Consider the following 20,186-nt stretch of genomic DNA (forward strand, 5'->3'; position numbering starts at 1 on the left):
TCCTAAAATATAAAACATTAATTTTGCAGGCTCAAATACAGGATTGTGAAGTATCTAAAACAATATAGAATTCCGTTTTCGGGATTAGCAGCAGGAAAGCACGATTTTGATTTTGAGATAAACGATAAGTTCTTTGACTGCTACGAGCATTCATTAGTAAAGAAAGGTGATCTGACTGCCAACGTTTCTCTTCAAAAACAAGAGACGATGTTAATTGTGAATTTTGACATCAAAGGCACAATCAAATTGACTTGCGATGTTTGCTTGACCGAATTTGACGCTCCTGTTTCCTTTGATGAAAAACTTATAGTTAAGTTTGTAAACGAGGAATGGGACAACGAAACTGATGAGGTTATCATTTTGAATAAAACAGATCACGAGCTGGATATTGCGAACCTATTGTACGAATATATAAATGTGCAAGTTCCATATTACGCTAAGTGCACTGAGCAAGGAGTAAATATCACTTGTGACCCAGAAATGCTAGCTAAAATCAGTACAGAAGAAGGAATCGAAATAGAAGAAGAAAACATTGACCCACGTTGGGCCGCATTAAAGAATATTAAAAACAATTAAAAAAACATATACGAGATGGCACATCCAAAACGTAAAACTTCGAAATCAAGAAGAGACAAAAGAAGAACGCACTATAAGGCTGAGAAACCTACATTGACAGTATGTAAAGAAACAGGTGCTGTACACGTACCTCACAAAGCGTACGAAGTTGATGGTAACTTATTTTACAACGGTAAATTGATCGTTGAAAGAACAGCTGCAGTCTAAAAATATCTTTGGATAAAACATCCCAAATTGAGTAAAAAATAGATTTTTTTGCTTTACTTTGGGATGTTTTTGCGTATTATTGAAGTAGAAAAATAATAACGGATGAAGATAGGATTAGACGTTCTAGGTGGGGATTATGCCCCCAAATCAAACATATTAGGTGCTATTGAAGCACAAAAAAGTCTTTCATCAGAGCAACGAATAGTATTATTCGGAGACGAAGAAGACACAAAAAAACGCATAGAAGAAGCAGGTGCAGATCCATCATTATTTGATTATGTACATGCTCCTGAAAGTATTTCTATGCATGAGCATCCCACAAAGGCTATCACCCAAAAACCAAACTCAAGTATCGCAAAAGGATTTGAGTTGTTGAAAAATGGGGAGATAGATTCATTTTCTTCAGCAGGTAATACTGGCGCTATGCTAGTAGGCGCTATGTTTAGTGTAAAAACTATTACAGGCGTACTTCGCCCAGCAATAGCTACTAATGTTCCAAAGCTAAAAGAAGGATTCGGCATACTTCTCGATGTAGGTGCCAATGCTGATTGTAAGCCTGAAATGTTAAACCAATTTGCGATTCTTGGAAGCTTATATGCAGAGCATATGTATAATGTCTCCAATCCCAAAGTTGCATTGGTAAACATTGGCGAAGAAGAAGAAAAAGGTAATGCCCTAACAATCTCAACCTATCCATTACTTAAATCAAACACTAAAATTAATTTCATTGGTAATGCCGAAGGCCGTGACTTATTCTCGGATCATGCCGATGTATATGTATGTGACGGTTACACAGGAAATGTGGTTCTTAAATTAGCCGAATCATTCTATGTTGTTACTTTGAAAAAAGGTTTTAAAGATGATTTCTTTGATAGGTTCAACTATGAGCAATATGGAGGTAGTCCAATTCTAGGTGTCAATGCACCGGTGCTTATCGGGCATGGCATTTCCACTCCTACTGCTATTAAAAATATGGTATTACTATCCAAAGGTATGATCGAGTCGAAATTTATCGATAAGATAAAAACTGCTTTTAACTAACATTATATGTCTAAAATTCACGCGGCTATTACGGCGGTAAACGGATATGTTCCGGATTATGTTCTAACGAACAAGGAACTAGAAACTATGGTGGACACGAACGACGAATGGATCGTCTCTCGTACAGGTATTAAAGAACGTCGTATTCTAAAAGGAGAAGGATTAGCAACCTCAGATCTTGCTGTACCAGCTGTAAAAGGTCTTCTTGAAAAAAGAGGTATATCTGCCGAAGAAATCGATTTAATAATATTCTGTACTAGTACACCAGATATGTTATTTCCTGCTACTGCAAATATATTAGCAGATAAAATCGGGGCAAAGAACGCTTGGGGTTATGACTTACAAGCTGCTTGTTCAGGTTTTCTTTTTGGTTTGACGACAGGTACACAATTTATTGAGTCTGGCAAACACAAAAAAGTATTAGTAGTCGGTGGAGATAAAATGTCTTCAGTAGTCAACTATACTGACAGAAATACATGTATCCTATTTGGAGACGGATGTGGAGCGGTATTATTAGAACCAAACGACGAAGGTAACGGCATCCAAGATACAATCTTAAAAACTGACGGCTCAGGCGGTCAATTTTTAAATATCAAAGGTGGCGGCTCATTGAATCCGGCTTCGCATGAAACCATTGAGGCAGGTCTACACTATGCCTACCAAGAGGGACGCACAGTATTCAAATTTGCTGTTACAAATATGGCTGATGTTGCACATAGCATCATGGAACGCAATAACCTGACAGCTGATGATGTTGCGTGGTTGGTTCCTCATCAAGCGAACAAAAGAATCATTGACGCTACAGCCGAACGTGCGGGACTACCAGAAGAAAAAGTGATGGTAAACATCCATAAATACGGTAACACTACAAGTGGTACTATTCCTTTATGTTTATGGGAATGGGAAAGCCAATTGAAGAAAGGTGATAATTTAATATTAGCAGCTTTCGGTGGCGGATTTACTTGGGGATCAGTTTATTTAAAATGGGCTTATTAAGCTAAGTCAATTTTTTGCTATATTTATCGACTATTTTATAATAATTAATTAACAAATTGACAAAACCTACTATCATGAGTATGGACATTAAACAAATTCAAGACTTGATTAAATTCGTATCTAAATCAGGTGTGAATGAAGTATCGATTGAAGAGAAAGATTTCAAAATCACGATAAAAACAAATCAAGAACCGACTTATGTAACAGCAAGCGTTCCAGCAGCTATCCCTGCTCCTGCTCCTGTACAAGCGGCGGCTCCAGCAGCTCCTGTAGCGACGACACCAGTGGCTCCTGCAGCATCTGATGATTCTAAATACATCACTGTAAAATCGCCAATGATTGGTACATTCTACCGTTCACCAGGTCCTGATAAAGCAGTATTCGTAAATGTAGGTGACGAAATCACTTCTGGTAAGACATTATGTATTATCGAAGCGATGAAATTATTCAATGAAATCGAATCGGAAGTTTCTGGTAAAATCGTTAAAATATTAGTGAACGACGCACAACCAGTTGAATACGATCAACCATTATTCTTAGTTGATCCAAACTAATCTCTAGCTGCCTTCGCGCAGCTTTTTGAGTTTAAATAGATGTTATGCTAACATAGTACAATTGGTTTATTTAGTCATTCCTTATGTTCAAAAAAATATTAATAGCAAATAGAGGGGAAATCGCTCTACGTATCATCCGCACATGTCGTGAGATGGGTATCAAGAGTGTGGCTGTATATTCTACAGCGGATAAAGATAGTTTGCATGTACGTTTTGCTGATGAAGCGGTATGTATCGGTCCTCCAGCGAGTAAAGATTCTTATTTAAATATTCCTAATATCATTTCGGCTGCAGAGTTAACTAACGCTGACGCCATTCACCCTGGTTATGGTTTTCTTTCTGAAAACGCTAAATTCTCAGCTATCTGTGCGGAGTACGGCATCAAATTTATTGGTGCTACTGCGAATCAGATTGAACGCATGGGAGATAAAGCTTCAGCTAAAGACACCATGAAAAAAGCCGGTGTACCAACAGTACCTGGATCGGATGGTTTAATTCCTGACGTAAAAACAGGTATTAAATTAGCTAATGAAATTGGTTATCCTGTCATTATCAAAGCTACTGCTGGTGGTGGTGGTCGTGGAATGCGTATCATTTGGAAAGATGAAGATTTCGAGTCTAACTGGGATTCAGCACGTCAAGAATCTGCTGCTGCATTTGGTAATGATGGTATTTACTTAGAGAAATACGTTGAAGAGCCTCGTCACATTGAAATCCAAGTAATCGGTGATCAATACGGCAAAGTATGTCACTTGTCAGAGCGCGATTGTTCTATTCAACGTCGTCACCAAAAATTAGTAGAAGAAGCTCCATCTCCATTTATTACGCCAGAGTTGCGTGCGCAGATGGGTGAAGCTGCTATCAAAGGTGCAACAGCAGTGAATTATGAAGGTGCTGGAACGATTGAGTTCTTAGTGGACAAACACCGCAATTTCTATTTCATGGAAATGAATACGCGTATTCAGGTAGAGCACCCGGTAACTGAAGAAGTAATTAACTTCGATTTGATCAAAGAGCAAATCAAAGTGGCTGCAGGTATTCCTATTTCTGGTAAGAGCTACGAGCCGACAATGCATGCCATTGAATGCCGTATCAATGCAGAAGATCCATTCAATAATTTCCGTCCTTCACCAGGCAAAATCACAAATTTCCACTCACCAGGTGGTCATGGTGTGCGTGTCGATACACACGTATATGCTGGATATACTATTCCGCCAAACTATGACTCTATGATTGCGAAATTAATCTGTACAGCACAGACTCGTGAAGAAGCTATCGCAACGATGGAAAGAGCATTAAGTGAATTTGTAATTGAAGGTGTGAAGACTACTATTCCTTTGCATTTGCGATTAATGCGTGATCCAAACTTTAGAGCAGGTAATTTTACAACGAAATTTATGGAAACTTTCGACCTTTCGGAATACCCGGAAGAAGAGGAAGCGTAAAAATTTTGTTTTGATATTCAATTCATACCATTCTTATCCCAAAGAATGGTATTTTTGTTTTCACTACTAAAAACTAGATATGTCAAATAAAAAACTAATTGACGCCATAAAAGATAAAGGAAAGACACTTGAAGCGGAAATGTCATTTTTCCAGCACCTAGAAGTATTACGATGGCACATCATTAGATCCGTAATAGCAATAGCAGTTTTTGCGATACTTTCATTTTCATTTTATGATTTCGTATTCAACCAAATCATTATGGGACCAAAGAATTTAGATTTCTGGACGTACCGCATGATGTGTAAGGTCGGAGAATTAATGAATCTAGATGGTTTTTGTGTAGATAAAATTCCTTTTAATATTATTAATACGGAATTAGCGGGTCAGTTTATGTTGCAAATAAACTCCTGTCTATTGATGGCACTTGCCTTAGGTTTTCCATATCTCTTATTTGAAATTTGGTTGTTTGTGAAGCCTGCATTGACAGAAGTTGAACGCAAATCGGCAAGTGGTTTTGTATTCTATGCGACTATATTATTTGCTTTAGGGGCATTATTTGGCTACTACATTGTCGTTCCTTTGTCGGTTAACTTCTTAGCAAATGTATCATTGAGCGCGGAAATTACAAACCAGATCAAAATTGACTCCTATCTTTCGACTATAGCAACATTAACATTGGGTTGTGGTGTAGTATTTTTATTACCGATTTTAATATTTATATTATCAAAACTTGGCTTTATGACGCCGCAATTTATGCGTGCGAGTAGACGTTATGCGGTAGTAATTATCTTAATCATTGCTGCTATTATTACGCCTACAGCGGATATTATCACACTATTAACGGTGAGTGCACCAATGTTTATATTGTATGAGTTGAGTATTTCTGTGTCGGCGAATGTACAGCGTAAGAGGGAATTAAAAGAAAAAGAATTTTATAAGAACTAATATATAATACTATGAAAATTGCAATAGGTAGCGATCACGCAGGATTTGATTATAAAACTCCAATCGTAGAGTTTTTGAAAGAATTGGGACATGAGGTTAGTGATTTTGGACCTTCGACAGCTGATTCTGTAGACTATCCAGACTATGCACATCCAGTAGCTTCTTCGGTGGAAAATCAAGAAAACGAATTAGGAATTTTGATTTGCGGTAGTGCAAACGGAGTAGCTATTACGGCAAATAAACATCAAGGAATACGTGCAGCAATTGCATGGCAAAATGAAATTGCGGCATTAGCACGTCAACATAATAACGCGAATGTATTGTGTATTCCTGCGCGTTTTATAGATTTAGAATTAGCTAAAAAAATTACGAATACATTTATTACAACGGAATTTGAAGGCGGTAGACATGCTACGCGTGTGAACAAAATTTCTTGTGCATAATTTAAAATAGACCTACTATGAGAAAAATCCTTTCCTTACTTTTCATTCTGCCTGTTGCATACAGTTGTTCGGTGGCTCAAAATCCATCCAAATATGCCAATCTGATTACAGAAGAATCTTCGAAAGAATATTTAACTATTCTAGCAAGCAAAGAATTTGCTGGTAGAGGAACAGGCCAAGAAGGCGGTAAAAAAACGGTTAAATACGTGGAAGATCAGTTCAAATCTTTTGGTTTGCAACCAATAGTGAATGGAACATATCTACAGCAGGTTCCATTGTTACAAATCTCCTATAAGGTTGACTCTTTTACGCTAGGAAACCAAACACTAGTATATGGACAGGATTTCTATGTGCAGGGAGATAATAGCACGGCGTCATTCAATGCGAACGAGATAGTGTTTGTGGGCTATGGTATTCAAGATGACAAATTCAATGAATTAAAAAATACAGACATCGCTGGTAAAGTGGTGTTACTTATTAATGAAGGTGAACCTGTAGACGCAGAAGGAAAATCGATCATCACAGGCACTACTTCAAAATCTACATGGTCATCAAGCCGTTTCAAGAGACTTCAAGAAATTATGAAGTTGAATCCAAAATTAATCCTTGCGGCAAGTTCTCAAAATGAGGAAATGATCAAACGCATGAATAATCGTGGCATGATGGGACGTGTGGCTTTGGATAAAGGTAATGCCAATCAAAATCAACGAGTTTCTATTCCGGTTGTACATATCAAAACATCATTAGCAGATCAGTTGTTAGCACAAGCGGGTACAAGTGTAGAGAAATTCAAAGCACAAAATCTTGCTTCCCCAGCGCAACCTCAAGTTATCAAAAGTGCGCTAAACGCTTCTATGGGCGTAAAAAATGAGAAAATTAGCGACCCAAATGTTATTGGTTACATAGAAGGTGCAGATCTTAAAAATGAAGTGATAGTAGTATGTGGTCACTGGGATCATGACGGTATTTTACCTGACGGCACATTCTTCCCTGGAGCTGATGACAATGGTTCGGGTACTGTTGGTGTTGTAGAAATTGCTAAAGCTTTTGCAAAAGCGAAAAAAGAAGGCAAAGGTCCACGTCGTAGCATTTTATTTATCGCATTAGCAGCAGAAGAAAAAGGATTATTAGGTTCGCAATATTACGTTGAAAATCCAATTATTCCTTTGACACAAACTGTAGCTTGTCTTAATATTGATATGATTGGTCGTATAGATGACAAACACTTGAATGGTGATCATAATTATATTCACGTGATTGGTGTTAATAAATTGAGTACGGATCTTAAACCAATTGTTGAAAAAGCAAACGCTAAGACAAAAATGAAATTGGATTATGACTACGATCATCCAGAAGAACCAATGCGCTTGTATTACCGTTCGGATCACTACAATTTTGCGAAGAATGGTATTCCATCGTTATTTTTCTTCTCTGGATTGCACCCACACTACCATACACCAGAAGATACTGTTGACAAAATAGACTTCCCTATGATGGTAAAACGTGAGAAATTGATTTTCTTGACCGCTTGGGAAATAGCAAATAGAGATAAAAAACCAGTTGTTGATATGTCGCTTGAAGAAGCACAGGGTACTGGAAGGTAATCATAAATACTTATACTAAATAATAAAGCTAGGTCATTAACCTAGCTTTATTATCTTATGATTTTATATGTATCGTATCACGGTGAATTGTTTTGAATTTTTCATCTTGATATTCTAAGAAATAGCGGTTTGGAAGTAGCTTGAGTCTTATCTTTTCTTCCTTATGTTTTGAATCTAGAATATGGAAATAGTTGATTCCAGTTTCGGACTCATATTCCGCGAAGAGTTTTAAATAAACTTTTCCTTTTGCATCTTGAATAGTTGCAGGGACGACAATTTCTGTATTCAGAGCTTTTTCTGAAATATTCTCCGCGATTTTCCAATTGTTTCTATAAATCTTTTGCTGTGTATCTTGTAGGTTTATTGCATTAATCTTCGCTAAATAGTCCAATCTGCAAAATTTGCAATTCAGATGTTTTTCACTGCTAATATAATATACTAGACTCAACATTTTTTTGCCCTTTTCAAAAGGAATCAATACCTGACGAATGTCTAATCTCCCTAGTTCAAAGTCCTTTTGCAGGTAATATTGATCTTTACCGACTTCCCTCTTTTCAAAACCCTCAGTATTTGGTAAATTCTTTTGATGTAAAACTGCTAAAAGATGGTATTGAGGCGATGAATTCGGAACTGCAGAAAAAAGAACTTTTGATCCTCTACTCTTTAGACCAATTTGCTTAAGAATATCTATATCTTGAGCATAAAACGCATTCAACTTAACTCCCGTCTCTCCACCATCTTGGTAAGGATAGAAATTCATATACGTCCACACATTTACCTTCAATTCCGGATTAAAATATTCATCCACATCATCCACAAATACACTTTCCTTGGCAAACTTGCGAGATGAGCAACTTGATAAGAAAAATAGCACTATCAGACTACCAATCTTAACCTTCATATTACATTTTAGTGAGGTCAAGACGTATAGGTAAAGAATATGCCACATGTACAGTTTTACCATTTTGAATTCCAGGAGACCATCTCTTAGAAGTTTTTAAAACAGCAATCGCTGAATTTCCTGTACCATGTCCTAAATCTCTTACCACTTTTAAATCACTAAGCGAGCCATCTTTTTCAACAACAAAAGTAACTTGAACTGTCCCCTTTACTTCTGCATCAATTGCAGCTTGGGGATATTTATAATTATCTCCAATCCATTTGCGATAAGCTGTCATTCCACCTGGTGGTTCAGGAATAATTTCTACAGCGGTGTAATTTGAACTTTCATTAGAACGTGTATTTGCTAGAAAAACAATTTTACCTCCACTTTTATCTTGAATCGTATCTTGCGCACTCTCTTCAACTTCTCCCATATTCGTCAAATCTAAACGTATTGGCAGAGTGAATTCATAGCGAACTTTGCGCCCATTTTGGATTGCAGGTTTCCACTTTGGGGATTTTTTCAGTAACTCCAAAGCAGCTTCGCCAGTTCCATGACCTAGATCTTTTACAATTTTAATATCCGACAATGAGCCATCCTTTTCGATTACAAAATTTGTTCTGATAGTTCCTTTGACACCAGCATTAATAGCAGCTTGTGGGTATTGATAATTATTTCCTATCCATTTACGGAATGCATCCATACTTTCTGGAGGCTCTGGAAGTATTTCTGTTTCACTAAAAATTTCATTACCGCCCTCTTGAGAGGATAAGTCACTATTTCTTCCAAAAGTTCCTGTACCTAACCTAACTTCACGTGCCGCATCTACAGAAACTCCATTTTTTTGTGCGGGAAGCCATTTCGTTCTCTTTACAAGATCTGATACGAGCTTTTTATAATCCTCATTGTTCTTACTATCAATATCAATATTCCCTACTGAACCATTCTTTAAAACTTGAATTTTTACATTCATGTATACTTGCAAAGATTGCTCTTTGGACTCCTTAATTTTTTTCTGTATTTCCTTGTAAATATTTGTTGTAAATGCATCAATACCAATTTCTGGTTCTGGAAGATCCCTATCTTTAGTATAATCAATATTTTGTAATGTAGTTGATTGCGTTGGTAACTTCACATCTTCAATCTTGGATTCAACCTTTGCAACGACACTTTTAGCTCTGGAGGTATTAAATATTACGGTTGATATTCCAACAACCAATACGGCTGGAATTATGCCTAAATACAAAAAGCGTTTATTCTTTGATGATTTATTCTTAAATAACATCATGATTCTTTTCTTTAAAAACGATTGATTGGAAAACTCATGCACCAATACATTTTGTGGCACTTTGAGCGCATGAGCCACTAATAACTCGGCATAAGCTACTTTATCTTCCGAACTCAATTCATCCGCTATACATTCGTGCTGGAATTTTATTTCCTTGCTCAGGTGGTACACCACAGGATTAAACCAATTCAATGCCTTGAACAACTCCATAAATAGTATATCATAGCTGTGTCCTTGCTCGATATGAATTTCTTCGTGTCGTTCAATGCTTTTATAGGAATTGACTTCTTTACCTAAAAACATTTTATTGAAGAAGGAGAAACCCAAAAAAGGTGCATCAACTTGAAACATTTTGCGCACATTCCACAGTCGCCAAAATATGATTGATACACTTGCAATCAAACCAACGATATAAAACCATTTTAGCACATCCACCAAATACAAGGAAGAATTTTGCTGTACATAGAGGACAATTGGTATATCAATAAACTCGTGTACATTGACCATAGGAATAATAATATCATCCTCAAAAAATGTGGATAAATCTATGAATAGTCCTATCGGAATCAGTAATGCGAAAAATGCTGTGCTGAGCAAATAAACTCTGTTCCACTGGAAAAAAGTTAATTTACGAAAGCTGAAATAGTATAAGCTATAACTTATGATGACAGCTATATTGACTAATAGCAGATAAATTACCATAACGTAAATTTATAAGTAGTTTATAATTTTATTTGTGCTTGTTGATAATGTTCAAAATATCGTCCAGATCTTTGACGTCCAATTTGTTTTCTTCCAAAAAGAAAGAAAGCATCTGTTTGGGTGAATTTTCAAAATAACCACTCAACAATTTATCTGCTACTACTTTTTTGTAGTCTTCTTTGCTGATCGCTGGAATATATTTATGACTCTTACCGTAAGCCTCGTGATTCACAAAACCCTTGGTCTCGAGGATACGAATTATTGTAGAAACAGTATTATATGCAGGCTTTGGCTCAGGTAGTCGTTCGATCACTTCTTTTACGAAGCCTCCTCCCATCTCCCACAATTCATGCATGATTTGCTCTTCTGCCTTTGTAAGTTCTTTGATTTCGTCCATAACTCTATTTATAAAAATTAAATTGGCACGTCTGCCTATAATCGATTACTAAAACTAAGCTAAAACTAATTTTTTAGTTTTACAACTATTTTTTTAGTTTTCATAAAAAAGGCTTCCATACTACAGTGAGTATGAAAGCCTAAACCTATTTGTAACAAAGAATTTTTTGATTAGAATTTACTCGAAGCTAATTTTCGAACCACATCTGCTAATAAATCAATTTCCGCAAATGTATTATAGAATGCAAAGGAAGGACGAACAGAATTTTCATAGCCCAATCGACGCAAAATTGGTTGCGCACAATGGTGTCCCGTACGCACAGCGATACCATAATCGTTCAATACCTTACCCACTTCTTCATTGCTAAATCCATCTATGGTAAAAGACATGACGCTAGCTTTATCTTTCGCTGTCCCTATTAATTTCACTTTCGGTATTTGTTTAAATAAACTAGTCGCATAATCCAAAAGTTCATGTTCGTATTTTGCAATGCGATCAATTCCGATTTTTTGGACATAATCCAGCGCTGCCGCCAAACCTACTGCATCCGCAATATTACCAGTTCCTGCTTCAAAGCGATTAGGTGCAGGGTGAAAAATTGTTTTTTTCGAAAGTAACATCCTGAATCATATTTCCACCACCTTGATAAGGTTGCGTTTGATTAAGCAATTCTTCTTTTCCATAAACCACACCTATTCCAGTAGGTCCAAAAATTTTGTGTCCAGAGAAAACAAAGAAATCTGGATTCAAATCTTGAACATCTACTTTGATATGCGAGATAGATTGTGCACCATCCAGCAACACATTAGCACCAGCTGAATGCGCTATCTCAATGATTTGCTTCACAGGTGTTACCGTGCCTAACGCATTACTGACGTGGGTAAAAGATACAAGTTTCGTTTTATCCGTGAATAGTTTTTTATATTCATCGATAAGCAATTCACCGGCATCGTTTACTGGAATAACCTTAATCTTGAAGCCATTTTTCTGACTTAACAATTGCCAAGGTACGATATTCGCGTGATGCTCCAGATTCGAAATAATAATTTCATCACCTTCTTTGAGATTTTCAGCACCCCAGCTATTGGCTATAAGATTAATAGATTCCGTTGTTCCACGTGTAAAGATGATTTCGTTTACAGACTTTGCGTTGATAAAAGATTTTATCGTTTCACGAGCCTTCTCATAGGCATCCGTAGCACGCGCAGCTAATTCATGTGCCGCCCGATGAATATTCGAATTTTCGTGTTGGTAAAAATATGCCAAACGATCAATCACCACTTGTGGCTTTTTTGTCGTCGCTGCATTGTCAAACCAAACCAACGGACGACCATTCACGTATTCACTCAAGATCGGAAAATCCTTGCGAATAGCATACACATCAAAATTGGAACTGTGATCTTGGAGTAAATCATTTCCTACAAATGAATATGGACTTCCTAAAGGGCTAATAGCAGCATTGAATGTTGAATAGGTTTCCTTCGCAAAAGGAATATCGTCTCCGTATTCAGGTTGATAGGAAATTGGATTATTAAACGCAAAGATATCTTTCGGAATCAAATCGTCTAAGGATGCCGAATTCGCACCAAGATTCGATTGATAAGCATAAGAATCAGCGAATTTCTCGGATATATCTTCCAAACCAGCCGATTGCGACGGATTTGCATAGGAATTAAAAGCATCTCTACCTTCCTGTTTGAAATGTGGAGAACTCCCATCCCCAGCTTGTGCCAATGGAAACTTACCTTCATCTCGAAGTAAAGGATCTTTTAGACTCGTCTGCGGATTCGCTATATTAAATTCTTTATCATGCGCACTGATTTGATCGTAATCAGTAGTCACTTTACGTTGAAAGACACCAGAATCCGAATGACTCACATGCGCAAGTTGATTAAAACCCGATAATCCTTTGAATAAGTGATTGACAACCGATTCTAACTCCTTGTCAGAAGGAATATTATTGAATTGTGACATGTAATTAGTTTAAAATGTGAATACTGCATTATTAATCTTGCATAAAAATCAAGAATTATTAATACTTGTATTCGTGATAATTTGTAACATCCACATCTTCCAATACAGCCAATGCATCATCTACCAATACAACCAATGAGCAGTATAACGAAATCAAATACGAAGCAATAGCTTTATCGTTGATTCCTGTGAATTTTACCGATAAACCTGGAGTTTGCTCACCAGGAAGATTAGGCTGATATAGTCCTACGACGCCTTGTTTACTTTCTCCTGTTCTTACCAGAATGATTTTTGTTTTTCCTTTCACAATTGGCACTTTATCGGATGGTATAAGAGGAATTCCTCTCCAGGTAATGAATTGCGTACCAAATAATGAAACTGTCGGAGGTGGAACAACTTTACGTGTACATTCTCTACCAAAAGCAGCAATAGCTTGTGGGTGTAACAAGAAAAAACTAGGATTTTTCCACACTTTTGTTAATAACTCATCCAAATCGTCTGGTGTTGGAGGTCCTAAACGCGTCTTGATAACTTGTTTCTTTGCAACACTATTCAACAATCCATAATCCGCATTGTTAATTAATTCACTTTCTTGTCTTTCTTTGATGTTCTCAATAGCTAGACGTAATTGTTCACTAATCTGATTGTAAGGCTTACTATACAAATCGGATACACGTGTGTGAATATCAATTAAAGTATTTACTGCACTCAAATTGTATTCTCTGGGATTCTCATCGTAATCCACAAAAGTATGGGGCAATACACTCTCATCACGACGTGAACAATCTACTTGGATTCCTTCTTCGCCTACAACACGATTTAATCGGAAAACACCAGATTCTACAGGCAACCATTGTAACAATAGGGTAATCCATCTCGGTGTGATACTTTCTAATTGAGGTGCGGTACGTGTAGCAATGGCTAGGTGTCTCGCTGCTACATCGCCTAAGGCGGTTTGATTTTCTTTTGTGCTCATGCGTAATTTTAATACTACGAATTAATGTAAAACTATTTAATCTACTAAATCAATAGTAAATATAGATTAACGTGCTTAAAACAAAAAATTTAGTTAAAATAATTTTTATTAACTCGTATTATAATAACACCATTCGTGTTAGACTATTAATCCATTCGCCACCTACGATTGGATTTTTTCTCTGCATTTTTAGATTTACGATCGAGTCGCGCTAAGATTTTGGAACGAGGCACTTTGGTAGGAATTCTATTTTTGCTGGGTTTTAGTGATTCTTGAAGAAGAAAAACAAGTTTATCAAAAGCGATTTCCTTGTTTGCTAACTGACTACGACTTTCCGAAGAATCAATTTGAATAAATCCCTCCGATTGTAGTCTATTTTTAAACGCTATACGAACCTTAGAACGTTGTACATCATTAAGAAGAATTGAATGTTCAAAATCCCAAATCAAACTCACTTTTGTTTCCACTTTATTCACATTCTGTCCTCCAGCACCAGAAGATCGAGCTGTTTTGTATTTGATTTCTTTTCTTAATTCCTCCAAATTTATAATCATAACACAAAGATTACGATTTTATTGCAAATCGAATGTAAAACCTTCCTTAACTTTGGTTGTTTTAAAATTATAAATAAATCTTCATGAAAATAGGTATTGTTTGTTATCCAACATTTGGTGGATCCGGCGTCGTGGCGACAGAATTGGGGAAAGGTCTCGCGTCTAAAGGTCACGAAGTACATTTTATAACCTACAATAAACCTGCGCGATTGGATTTCTTTTTAGAAAATCTATATTACCATGAAGTATCTATTTCTCAATATCCCCTATTTGATTTTCCACCTTATGAATCTGCTCTAGCGAGTAAGCTAGTGGATGTTGTACGCTTTGAAAAATTGGATGTTTTACACGTACATTATGCCATCCCACATGCTTCAGCAGCCTATTTAGCAAAGCAAATATTGAAGACTTATGGAATTAATATTCCTGTAGTCACCACATTACACGGTACAGATATCACTCTTGTCGGAAAAGATAAAACGTTCAAACCTGTTGTTACATTTTCGATAAATGAATCAGATGGTGTGACGACGGTTTCCGAAAATTTAAAAAGTCAAACTTTAGAGTCATTTGACATTACGAGGGACATTAAGGTAATTCCAAACTTTATTGATTTGACACGTTTCGTGAGTAAAAATCGTGAACATTTCAAAAAAGCAATTGCACCTGGAAATGAACGTATATTAGTGCACACCTCCAACTTTCGTAAGGTAAAAAACACACAAGATGTGGTTCGTATCTTTCATCAAGTATCCCAAACTATACCAAGTAAATTATTGATGGTAGGAGACGGTCCAGAACGTAGCAATGCTGAAGAGCTTTCGCGTCAATTAGGCATTTCGAACTCCGTTCGTTTTTTAGGTAAACAAGATGCTGTGGAAGAGATTTTATCTGTCTCTGATCTATTCCTTATGCCTTCATCATCCGAAAGTTTTGGTTTGGCAGCATTGGAAGCAATGGCTTGTAGAGTACCTATTATTTCAACAAATATCGGCGGCTTGCCCGAATTGAATGAACAAGGTGTAACTGGATTTTTGAGTAATGTCGGCGACATTGACGAAATGTCCAAACATGCTATTCATATATTGGAAGACTGCGATCGTTTAGAGCAATTTAAGCAAGCAGCATACGAACACGCTCAAAAATTTGAAATCAGCAAAATATTGCCGTTGTATGAAGAGTACTACGAAGAAGCAATCTCGAATTCAAAAAAATAAAACAATTACTTTCTCTATATTAGATAGCAGCAAAAAAATTATATCTTTGTCTTTTGGAAATCTTCCAAAGAAAAAACTATATGAAATATAAACGTATACTACTAAAACTCAGCGGCGAAGCCCTTATGGGTGAGCAAAATTATGGTATCGACATCAATCGCGTAGCTCAATACGCAAAAGATATCAAAGAAATTCATTCTCAAGGTCTTGAAATTGCAATTGTAATCGGAGGAGGTAATATCTACCGCGGATTGAGTGCAGAAAAAGCTGGAATGGACAGAGTACAAGCAGATTATATGGGCATGTTGGCTACAGTAATCAACAGCATGGCTTTGCAAGATGCTTTAGAAAAAGTAGGTTTAAAAACAAGATTGCTTACAGCTATTAAAATGGAACAAATCTGTGAGCCATTTATTCGTCGTAGAGCAGTAAGACATTTAGAAAAAGGAAGAATAGTAATTTTTGGTGCAGGTACTGGTAACCCATACTTCACTACAGATACAGCTGCCTCTTTACGTGCAATTGAAATCAATGCTGATGCAGTATTAAAAGGAACACGAGTAGACGGTATTTATACAGCTGATCCAGAAAAAGATTCTTCAGCTACTAAATACGAACATATTTCATTCAACGAAGTATACCAAAAAGGACTTAACGTAATGGATATGACAGCCTTTACGTTGTGCCAAGAAAATAATCTTCCAATCATTGTATTTGATATGAATAAACCAGGTAATTTGAAAAAATTAGCGGATGGTGAACACATCGGTACAGTAGTAAGCTAAGTATAAAATATTAAAACATATGAACGAACTGATTTCTATTGAATTGGATGACTGCAAAGAGAAAATGACTAAAGCAGTCGCACATACGGAGACAGAACTGACTAAAATCCGTGCTGGCAAAGCTACACCATCTATGTTGGATGGTATTAATGTAGATTACTACGGATCGGCAACTCCCCTTTCTCAAGTAGCGAATGTTAACACGACGGACGCACGTACTATCGTGATTCAGCCATGGGAAAAAAACATGTTAGGAATAATCGAAAAAGCAATTATCGATTCTAATATTGGTCTTAACCCACAGAATGATGGCGTAGTTATTCGTTTAGTAGTACCTCCTCTTACAGAAGAAAGAAGACGTGATTTAGTTAAAAAAGCGAAAGAAGAAACGGAAAAAGGTCGTGTAGCAGTACGTAATATTCGTAAAGATGCGAACGAGTCTATCAAGAAATTGAAAAATGACGGTGCTTCTGAGGATGAAATCAAAGTAGGTGAAGCTGAAGTGCAGAAATTAACGGATACATATATCGCTAAAGTTGATACATTAGCTGAATTGAAAGAAAAAGATATTATGACAGTATAATCCTTATAATCTTATATGCTACACAAAGGGCTTCCATACGACATGGTAGCCCTTTGTTTTACAATGACATTTATTATATTTATAATTCTGAAATAAATTTAATTCAGTAAATATACGATACATTTTATAGTAAAAACCTTATTATATACTATTTGTTATAGAGTAAAATTCAACAATCAAGACCACATATAAACATGCAAAATTCGAGAAGAAATTTTTTAAAACAAGCTGGAATTGGCGCTATGAGTGCTTATTTCGGTTCATCCTTACTTACAGCATGTACCGATGCTAAAAAAACGACTTTAGCAGGTAGTCCAATTAAGAATATAGGTATACAAATTTATTCCCTACGTGATTTATTAAACGATGATCCCAAATTAACACTAGAAACTGTTGCCAAAATTGGATACACGCATATAGAGACTTTTGGAGTTGATGTTGCAAATAACTCTTTTTGGGGCGTAAAAGTTCCTGACTTAAAAAAAATATTAGCTGACAACGGTTTGTCTACATTTAGTGGGCATTATGATATGAGTAAATACCTGGATCGTAACAATAACGATAAAGAAAGTATCGAAAAATATATTGAAACAGCAGCAGACTTAGGGCAGAAATACGTGATTGCACCTGTTAACCCTATGCATGATTTAAATAATTTGAAAGTAGAAGATTATCAGTATGCTGCAGAACAACTGAATAAAGCGGGTGAAATGGCGAAAAAAGCAGGCATTAAAATAGGTTATCACAATCATTTTTGGGAATTCAGAGAGTTTGCTAATAATACCAGAGGATTGGACATAATGTTGGCTTTCACTGAAAAAGATTTAGTGGCTTTTGAACTGGATTTATTCTGGATTGAAAAAGCTGGTTTAAACCCATTGACCTATTTTAACAAATATCCCGGAAGATTTGAGATGTGGCATGTTAAGGACATGGATAAACAATTTACTACGCCAGTAATCGGAGAAAATTTTGATCAATTGCCGTTGGATTCAATATTCAAAGAAGTGAAATATACAGAAGTTGGTTCTGGAAATATTGACTTTACAAATATTGTACAAGCTGCCGAAAAATCGGGATTGGTTCACGCATTTGTGGAGCAAGATGATATTTATTTGCCAAATAAATTCGAGAGCGTAAAGAAAAGTTATGATTACGTGCAGAAGTATTTAGCAAAATAAGAAAAGTAAAATTAAGTTTAAAATCTAAGTCGCTTTATAATAATGCGACTTTTTTGTTTTTTAAGAAATTCTTAAAGCAATTATTCAGCTCATCTACAGATTCATAACACAAACTTTGTGAAAATAAATTTTGAACATTAAAAGATTCTTTATAAAATTGTAGTGTATTAAAGACTTAATACACTAAAACAATTAACCATGATACATATCAATAACTTAAATTATCATTACAAAAAAAGTATACCTATTTTAGAAAATATAACGTGCACATTAGAATCCGGTAGAATTTATGGTTTATTGGGTTTAAATGGTGAAGGTAAGACAACCCTCATGAAACTATTATCTGGATTGATTTTCCCAAAAGCAGGCACAATATCCTTAAATAATATAAACAGCACATCACGCACATCAGCATTCTTCGAAGAAATATACTTCTTACCCGACCAACCCAAATCGAAGAATATGACATTGAAAGATTTTAAGAACATATATGGAATCTTTTATAAGAACTTTTCTAATGATTTCTTTTACAACGCATTAAAAGAATTTCATTTGAATAAAGACCAAAAAATATATGATCTCTCTTTTGGTCAAGAGAAAAAATTACACTTGGCATTTGCATTATCCACTAACACCAATTTTTTATTTTTGGATGAACCTACGAACGGTTTGGATATACCGAGTAAATCAATATTTCGGCAATTGTTGGCTAAGAGCAGTACCGAAAACAAAACCACTATTATCTCCACACACTTAGTAAATGATATCGAAAATCTATTAGATCATTTGCTCATCCTTCATAACAGAAAGTTAGTTTTTAATTATAGTATAGGAGATATATTAAGCAAATATGCTTTTATTCATACGCCAAATACCTTAGTAAACGCAGTGTATTCAGAAAATAATATATCAACCCATAAAAATATAATTCTGAACGAAGAAGATATTGAAAGTAAAGTTGACATAGAATTATTATTTAATGCTGTCACCCATAATAAAATATAATAACATGATGACATATCAAAACTTAACATATAGCATACGCGAAATATGCAGAGGATCTGGAGTGATAAATTTAGCAACTATAAGTATTGCAACAGTAGTCCTGTATATCTTATTGGGATTCTTTCTAAATCGTGATATTTTTATTTTTTTGATGGAAACTAATAGTGACATTCAGAACAGCGGAAATTCTTTACGTAATTCCTTAGAAAAACTGCATTATCAAAATATTCATATGCTATTAATTCCATTGATAAATGTGGTAATATTTATGGAAGTCCCACTTAAAGAACAAATTTCGAATCAACTTATACGTACCCTTCCCATATCTCCATTGACAAGACTATTGGCAATCGCAATCAGCATTGTATACATAGCAACAGTAAGTTTAATATTGATAATTATTATTGATTTTGGCATAATCTATTACATACGTACACTATACATGCAGAAATTAATCGAATTACAGGAAGGCATAGGTATTCTGCATACTCAATTAGAAATGAATAAGATATTTTCCACTAACTTAAATTATATAAATATTTTAGGACTTAGCGAAAGTATCTTTGTAATTTTTTATGCAGTGTTATTTGGTTTTATTAGGCTGAGCGTATTACAGTTTTTTGATAACTATTCATTCACTAAAACTTTTTTAATAGTAGGAATACTAATATTTGCAGTCAATAAATTCTTATCAAACTTTTTGGATTTAAGCAGCGCAAATACAGAACAAATGCAAGTTAATACCCCAATTTACATAGTAGTATATGTACTAGCGACATTACTAATACTATTTAGTACCTACTATACACTAAAGGAAAGGGAGGAATAA

At 35.6% G+C, this 20,186-nt stretch carries 22 protein-coding genes; 15 read left to right on the forward strand and 7 right to left on the reverse strand.

Annotation, left to right across the window (positions count from 1 at the left end):
- The first annotated feature begins 45 nt into the window (after positions 1-45).
- From FLS47_RS04045 to FLS47_RS04085, 9 genes are all read left to right on the forward strand, one after another.
- Positions 46-576, forward strand: a complete 531-nt coding sequence (locus FLS47_RS04045) for a YceD family protein (protein WP_149913107.1) — start codon at positions 46-48, stop codon at positions 574-576.
- Between the two features lie 15 nt (positions 577-591).
- Complete coding sequence (rpmF, locus tag FLS47_RS04050; protein WP_149913108.1) at positions 592-783, forward strand: 50S ribosomal protein L32; 192 nt, start codon at positions 592-594, stop codon at positions 781-783.
- A gap of 102 nt (positions 784-885) precedes the next feature.
- The gene (gene plsX, locus FLS47_RS04055) at positions 886-1,824 is read left to right on the forward strand and encodes a phosphate acyltransferase PlsX (protein ID WP_149913109.1); all 939 of its coding nucleotides are present in this window, start codon (positions 886-888) and stop codon (positions 1,822-1,824) included.
- Between the two features lie 6 nt (positions 1,825-1,830).
- The gene (locus FLS47_RS04060) at positions 1,831-2,820 is read left to right on the forward strand and encodes a beta-ketoacyl-ACP synthase III (protein ID WP_149913110.1); all 990 of its coding nucleotides are present in this window, start codon (positions 1,831-1,833) and stop codon (positions 2,818-2,820) included.
- Between the two features lie 74 nt (positions 2,821-2,894).
- Positions 2,895-3,374, forward strand: a complete 480-nt coding sequence (accB, locus tag FLS47_RS04065; protein ID WP_223225123.1) for an acetyl-CoA carboxylase biotin carboxyl carrier protein — start codon at positions 2,895-2,897, stop codon at positions 3,372-3,374.
- Between the two features lie 83 nt (positions 3,375-3,457).
- The gene (gene accC / locus FLS47_RS04070; RefSeq protein ID WP_149913112.1) at positions 3,458-4,819 is read left to right on the forward strand and encodes an acetyl-CoA carboxylase biotin carboxylase subunit; all 1,362 of its coding nucleotides are present in this window, start codon (positions 3,458-3,460) and stop codon (positions 4,817-4,819) included.
- Positions 4,820-4,898: 79 nt separating this feature from the next.
- Positions 4,899-5,765 carry a twin-arginine translocase subunit TatC gene (gene tatC / locus FLS47_RS04075; protein WP_149913113.1) on the forward strand — a complete coding sequence of 289 codons (867 nt, stop codon included), beginning with the start codon at positions 4,899-4,901 and terminating at the stop codon, positions 5,763-5,765.
- Positions 5,766-5,776: 11 nt separating this feature from the next.
- Positions 5,777-6,208: a ribose 5-phosphate isomerase B gene (rpiB, locus tag FLS47_RS04080; protein ID WP_149913114.1), complete on the forward strand. Its 432-nt coding sequence runs from the start codon at positions 5,777-5,779 to the stop codon at positions 6,206-6,208.
- Positions 6,209-6,225: 17 nt separating this feature from the next.
- On the forward strand, positions 6,226-7,812 hold the full coding sequence (locus tag FLS47_RS04085; RefSeq protein WP_149913115.1) for a M28 family peptidase: 1,587 nt from the start codon (positions 6,226-6,228) through the stop codon (positions 7,810-7,812).
- Positions 7,813-7,867: 55 nt separating this feature from the next.
- Here FLS47_RS04085 and FLS47_RS04090 read toward each other — a convergent pair whose 3' ends face one another.
- The 7 genes from FLS47_RS04090 to arfB form a co-directional block, all read right to left on the reverse strand.
- Positions 7,868-8,713, reverse strand: a complete 846-nt coding sequence (locus tag FLS47_RS04090) for a hypothetical protein (protein ID WP_149913116.1) — start codon at positions 8,711-8,713, stop codon at positions 7,868-7,870.
- A gap of 1 nt (position 8,714) precedes the next feature.
- The gene (locus tag FLS47_RS04095; protein WP_149913117.1) at positions 8,715-10,685 is read right to left on the reverse strand and encodes a M56 family metallopeptidase; all 1,971 of its coding nucleotides are present in this window, start codon (positions 10,683-10,685) and stop codon (positions 8,715-8,717) included.
- Positions 10,686-10,713: 28 nt separating this feature from the next.
- Positions 10,714-11,082, reverse strand: a complete 369-nt coding sequence (locus FLS47_RS04100; RefSeq protein ID WP_149913118.1) for a BlaI/MecI/CopY family transcriptional regulator — start codon at positions 11,080-11,082, stop codon at positions 10,714-10,716.
- Positions 11,083-11,252: 170 nt separating this feature from the next.
- A complete protein-coding gene (locus FLS47_RS18870) occupies positions 11,253-11,702 on the reverse strand; it encodes an aminotransferase class V-fold PLP-dependent enzyme (RefSeq protein WP_317131675.1) in 450 nt (149 codons plus the stop codon).
- The gene (locus FLS47_RS18875) at positions 11,662-13,056 is read right to left on the reverse strand and encodes a cysteine desulfurase (RefSeq protein WP_317131676.1); all 1,395 of its coding nucleotides are present in this window, start codon (positions 13,054-13,056) and stop codon (positions 11,662-11,664) included. Before FLS47_RS18875 ends, FLS47_RS18870 begins: the two co-directional genes overlap by 41 nt.
- A 58-nt stretch (positions 13,057-13,114) precedes the next feature.
- Complete coding sequence (locus FLS47_RS04110) at positions 13,115-14,032, reverse strand: family 2A encapsulin nanocompartment shell protein (protein WP_149913119.1); 918 nt, start codon at positions 14,030-14,032, stop codon at positions 13,115-13,117.
- 146 nt (positions 14,033-14,178) lie between these two features.
- A complete protein-coding gene (gene arfB, locus FLS47_RS04115; RefSeq protein ID WP_149913120.1) occupies positions 14,179-14,586 on the reverse strand; it encodes an alternative ribosome rescue aminoacyl-tRNA hydrolase ArfB in 408 nt (135 codons plus the stop codon).
- 83 nt (positions 14,587-14,669) lie between these two features.
- Between arfB and bshA the strand changes: the two genes are divergently transcribed.
- From bshA to FLS47_RS04145, 6 genes are all read left to right on the forward strand, one after another.
- Positions 14,670-15,803: an N-acetyl-alpha-D-glucosaminyl L-malate synthase BshA gene (gene bshA, locus FLS47_RS04120; protein WP_149913121.1), complete on the forward strand. Its 1,134-nt coding sequence runs from the start codon at positions 14,670-14,672 to the stop codon at positions 15,801-15,803.
- Between the two features lie 80 nt (positions 15,804-15,883).
- The gene (gene pyrH / locus FLS47_RS04125; protein ID WP_149913122.1) at positions 15,884-16,588 is read left to right on the forward strand and encodes a UMP kinase; all 705 of its coding nucleotides are present in this window, start codon (positions 15,884-15,886) and stop codon (positions 16,586-16,588) included.
- Between the two features lie 19 nt (positions 16,589-16,607).
- Positions 16,608-17,171, forward strand: a complete 564-nt coding sequence (gene frr, locus FLS47_RS04130; RefSeq protein WP_149913123.1) for a ribosome recycling factor — start codon at positions 16,608-16,610, stop codon at positions 17,169-17,171.
- Positions 17,172-17,365: 194 nt separating this feature from the next.
- Positions 17,366-18,352, forward strand: coding sequence for a sugar phosphate isomerase/epimerase family protein (locus FLS47_RS04135; RefSeq protein ID WP_149913124.1), 987 nt, complete (start codon positions 17,366-17,368; stop codon positions 18,350-18,352).
- A gap of 198 nt (positions 18,353-18,550) precedes the next feature.
- On the forward strand, positions 18,551-19,357 hold the full coding sequence (locus FLS47_RS04140) for an ABC transporter ATP-binding protein (RefSeq protein ID WP_149913125.1): 807 nt from the start codon (positions 18,551-18,553) through the stop codon (positions 19,355-19,357).
- Positions 19,358-19,361: 4 nt separating this feature from the next.
- Complete coding sequence (locus tag FLS47_RS04145) at positions 19,362-20,186, forward strand: hypothetical protein (RefSeq protein ID WP_149913126.1); 825 nt, start codon at positions 19,362-19,364, stop codon at positions 20,184-20,186.

This window comes from Sphingobacterium cavernae, assembly GCF_008520265.1.
In the GTDB taxonomy this organism is placed as follows: domain Bacteria; phylum Bacteroidota; class Bacteroidia; order Sphingobacteriales; family Sphingobacteriaceae; genus Sphingobacterium; species Sphingobacterium cavernae.

Coding starts and splice junctions, on each gene's coding strand:
- rpmF (WP_149913108.1), top strand. CDS start 592: ATGGCACATCCAAAACGTAAAACTTCGAAATCAAGAAGAGACAAAAGA.
- plsX (WP_149913109.1), top strand. CDS start 886: ATGAAGATAGGATTAGACGTTCTAGGTGGGGATTATGCCCCCAAATCA.
- FLS47_RS04060 (WP_149913110.1), top strand. CDS start 1,831: ATGTCTAAAATTCACGCGGCTATTACGGCGGTAAACGGATATGTTCCG.
- accB (WP_223225123.1), top strand. CDS start 2,895: ATGAGTATGGACATTAAACAAATTCAAGACTTGATTAAATTCGTATCT.
- accC (WP_149913112.1), top strand. CDS start 3,458: ATGTTCAAAAAAATATTAATAGCAAATAGAGGGGAAATCGCTCTACGT.
- tatC (WP_149913113.1), top strand. CDS start 4,899: ATGTCAAATAAAAAACTAATTGACGCCATAAAAGATAAAGGAAAGACA.
- rpiB (WP_149913114.1), top strand. CDS start 5,777: ATGAAAATTGCAATAGGTAGCGATCACGCAGGATTTGATTATAAAACT.
- FLS47_RS04085 (WP_149913115.1), top strand. CDS start 6,226: ATGAGAAAAATCCTTTCCTTACTTTTCATTCTGCCTGTTGCATACAGT.
- FLS47_RS04090 (WP_149913116.1), bottom strand. CDS start 8,713: ATGAAGGTTAAGATTGGTAGTCTGATAGTGCTATTTTTCTTATCAAGT.
- FLS47_RS04095 (WP_149913117.1), bottom strand. CDS start 10,685: ATGGTAATTTATCTGCTATTAGTCAATATAGCTGTCATCATAAGTTAT.
- FLS47_RS04100 (WP_149913118.1), bottom strand. CDS start 11,082: ATGGACGAAATCAAAGAACTTACAAAGGCAGAAGAGCAAATCATGCAT.
- FLS47_RS18870 (WP_317131675.1), bottom strand. CDS start 11,702: ATGTTACTTTCGAAAAAAACAATTTTTCACCCTGCACCTAATCGCTTT.
- FLS47_RS18875 (WP_317131676.1), bottom strand. CDS start 13,056: ATGTCACAATTCAATAATATTCCTTCTGACAAGGAGTTAGAATCGGTT.
- FLS47_RS04110 (WP_149913119.1), bottom strand. CDS start 14,032: ATGAGCACAAAAGAAAATCAAACCGCCTTAGGCGATGTAGCAGCGAGA.
- arfB (WP_149913120.1), bottom strand. CDS start 14,586: ATGATTATAAATTTGGAGGAATTAAGAAAAGAAATCAAATACAAAACA.
- bshA (WP_149913121.1), top strand. CDS start 14,670: ATGAAAATAGGTATTGTTTGTTATCCAACATTTGGTGGATCCGGCGTC.
- pyrH (WP_149913122.1), top strand. CDS start 15,884: ATGAAATATAAACGTATACTACTAAAACTCAGCGGCGAAGCCCTTATG.
- frr (WP_149913123.1), top strand. CDS start 16,608: ATGAACGAACTGATTTCTATTGAATTGGATGACTGCAAAGAGAAAATG.
- FLS47_RS04135 (WP_149913124.1), top strand. CDS start 17,366: ATGCAAAATTCGAGAAGAAATTTTTTAAAACAAGCTGGAATTGGCGCT.
- FLS47_RS04140 (WP_149913125.1), top strand. CDS start 18,551: ATGATACATATCAATAACTTAAATTATCATTACAAAAAAAGTATACCT.
- FLS47_RS04145 (WP_149913126.1), top strand. CDS start 19,362: ATGATGACATATCAAAACTTAACATATAGCATACGCGAAATATGCAGA.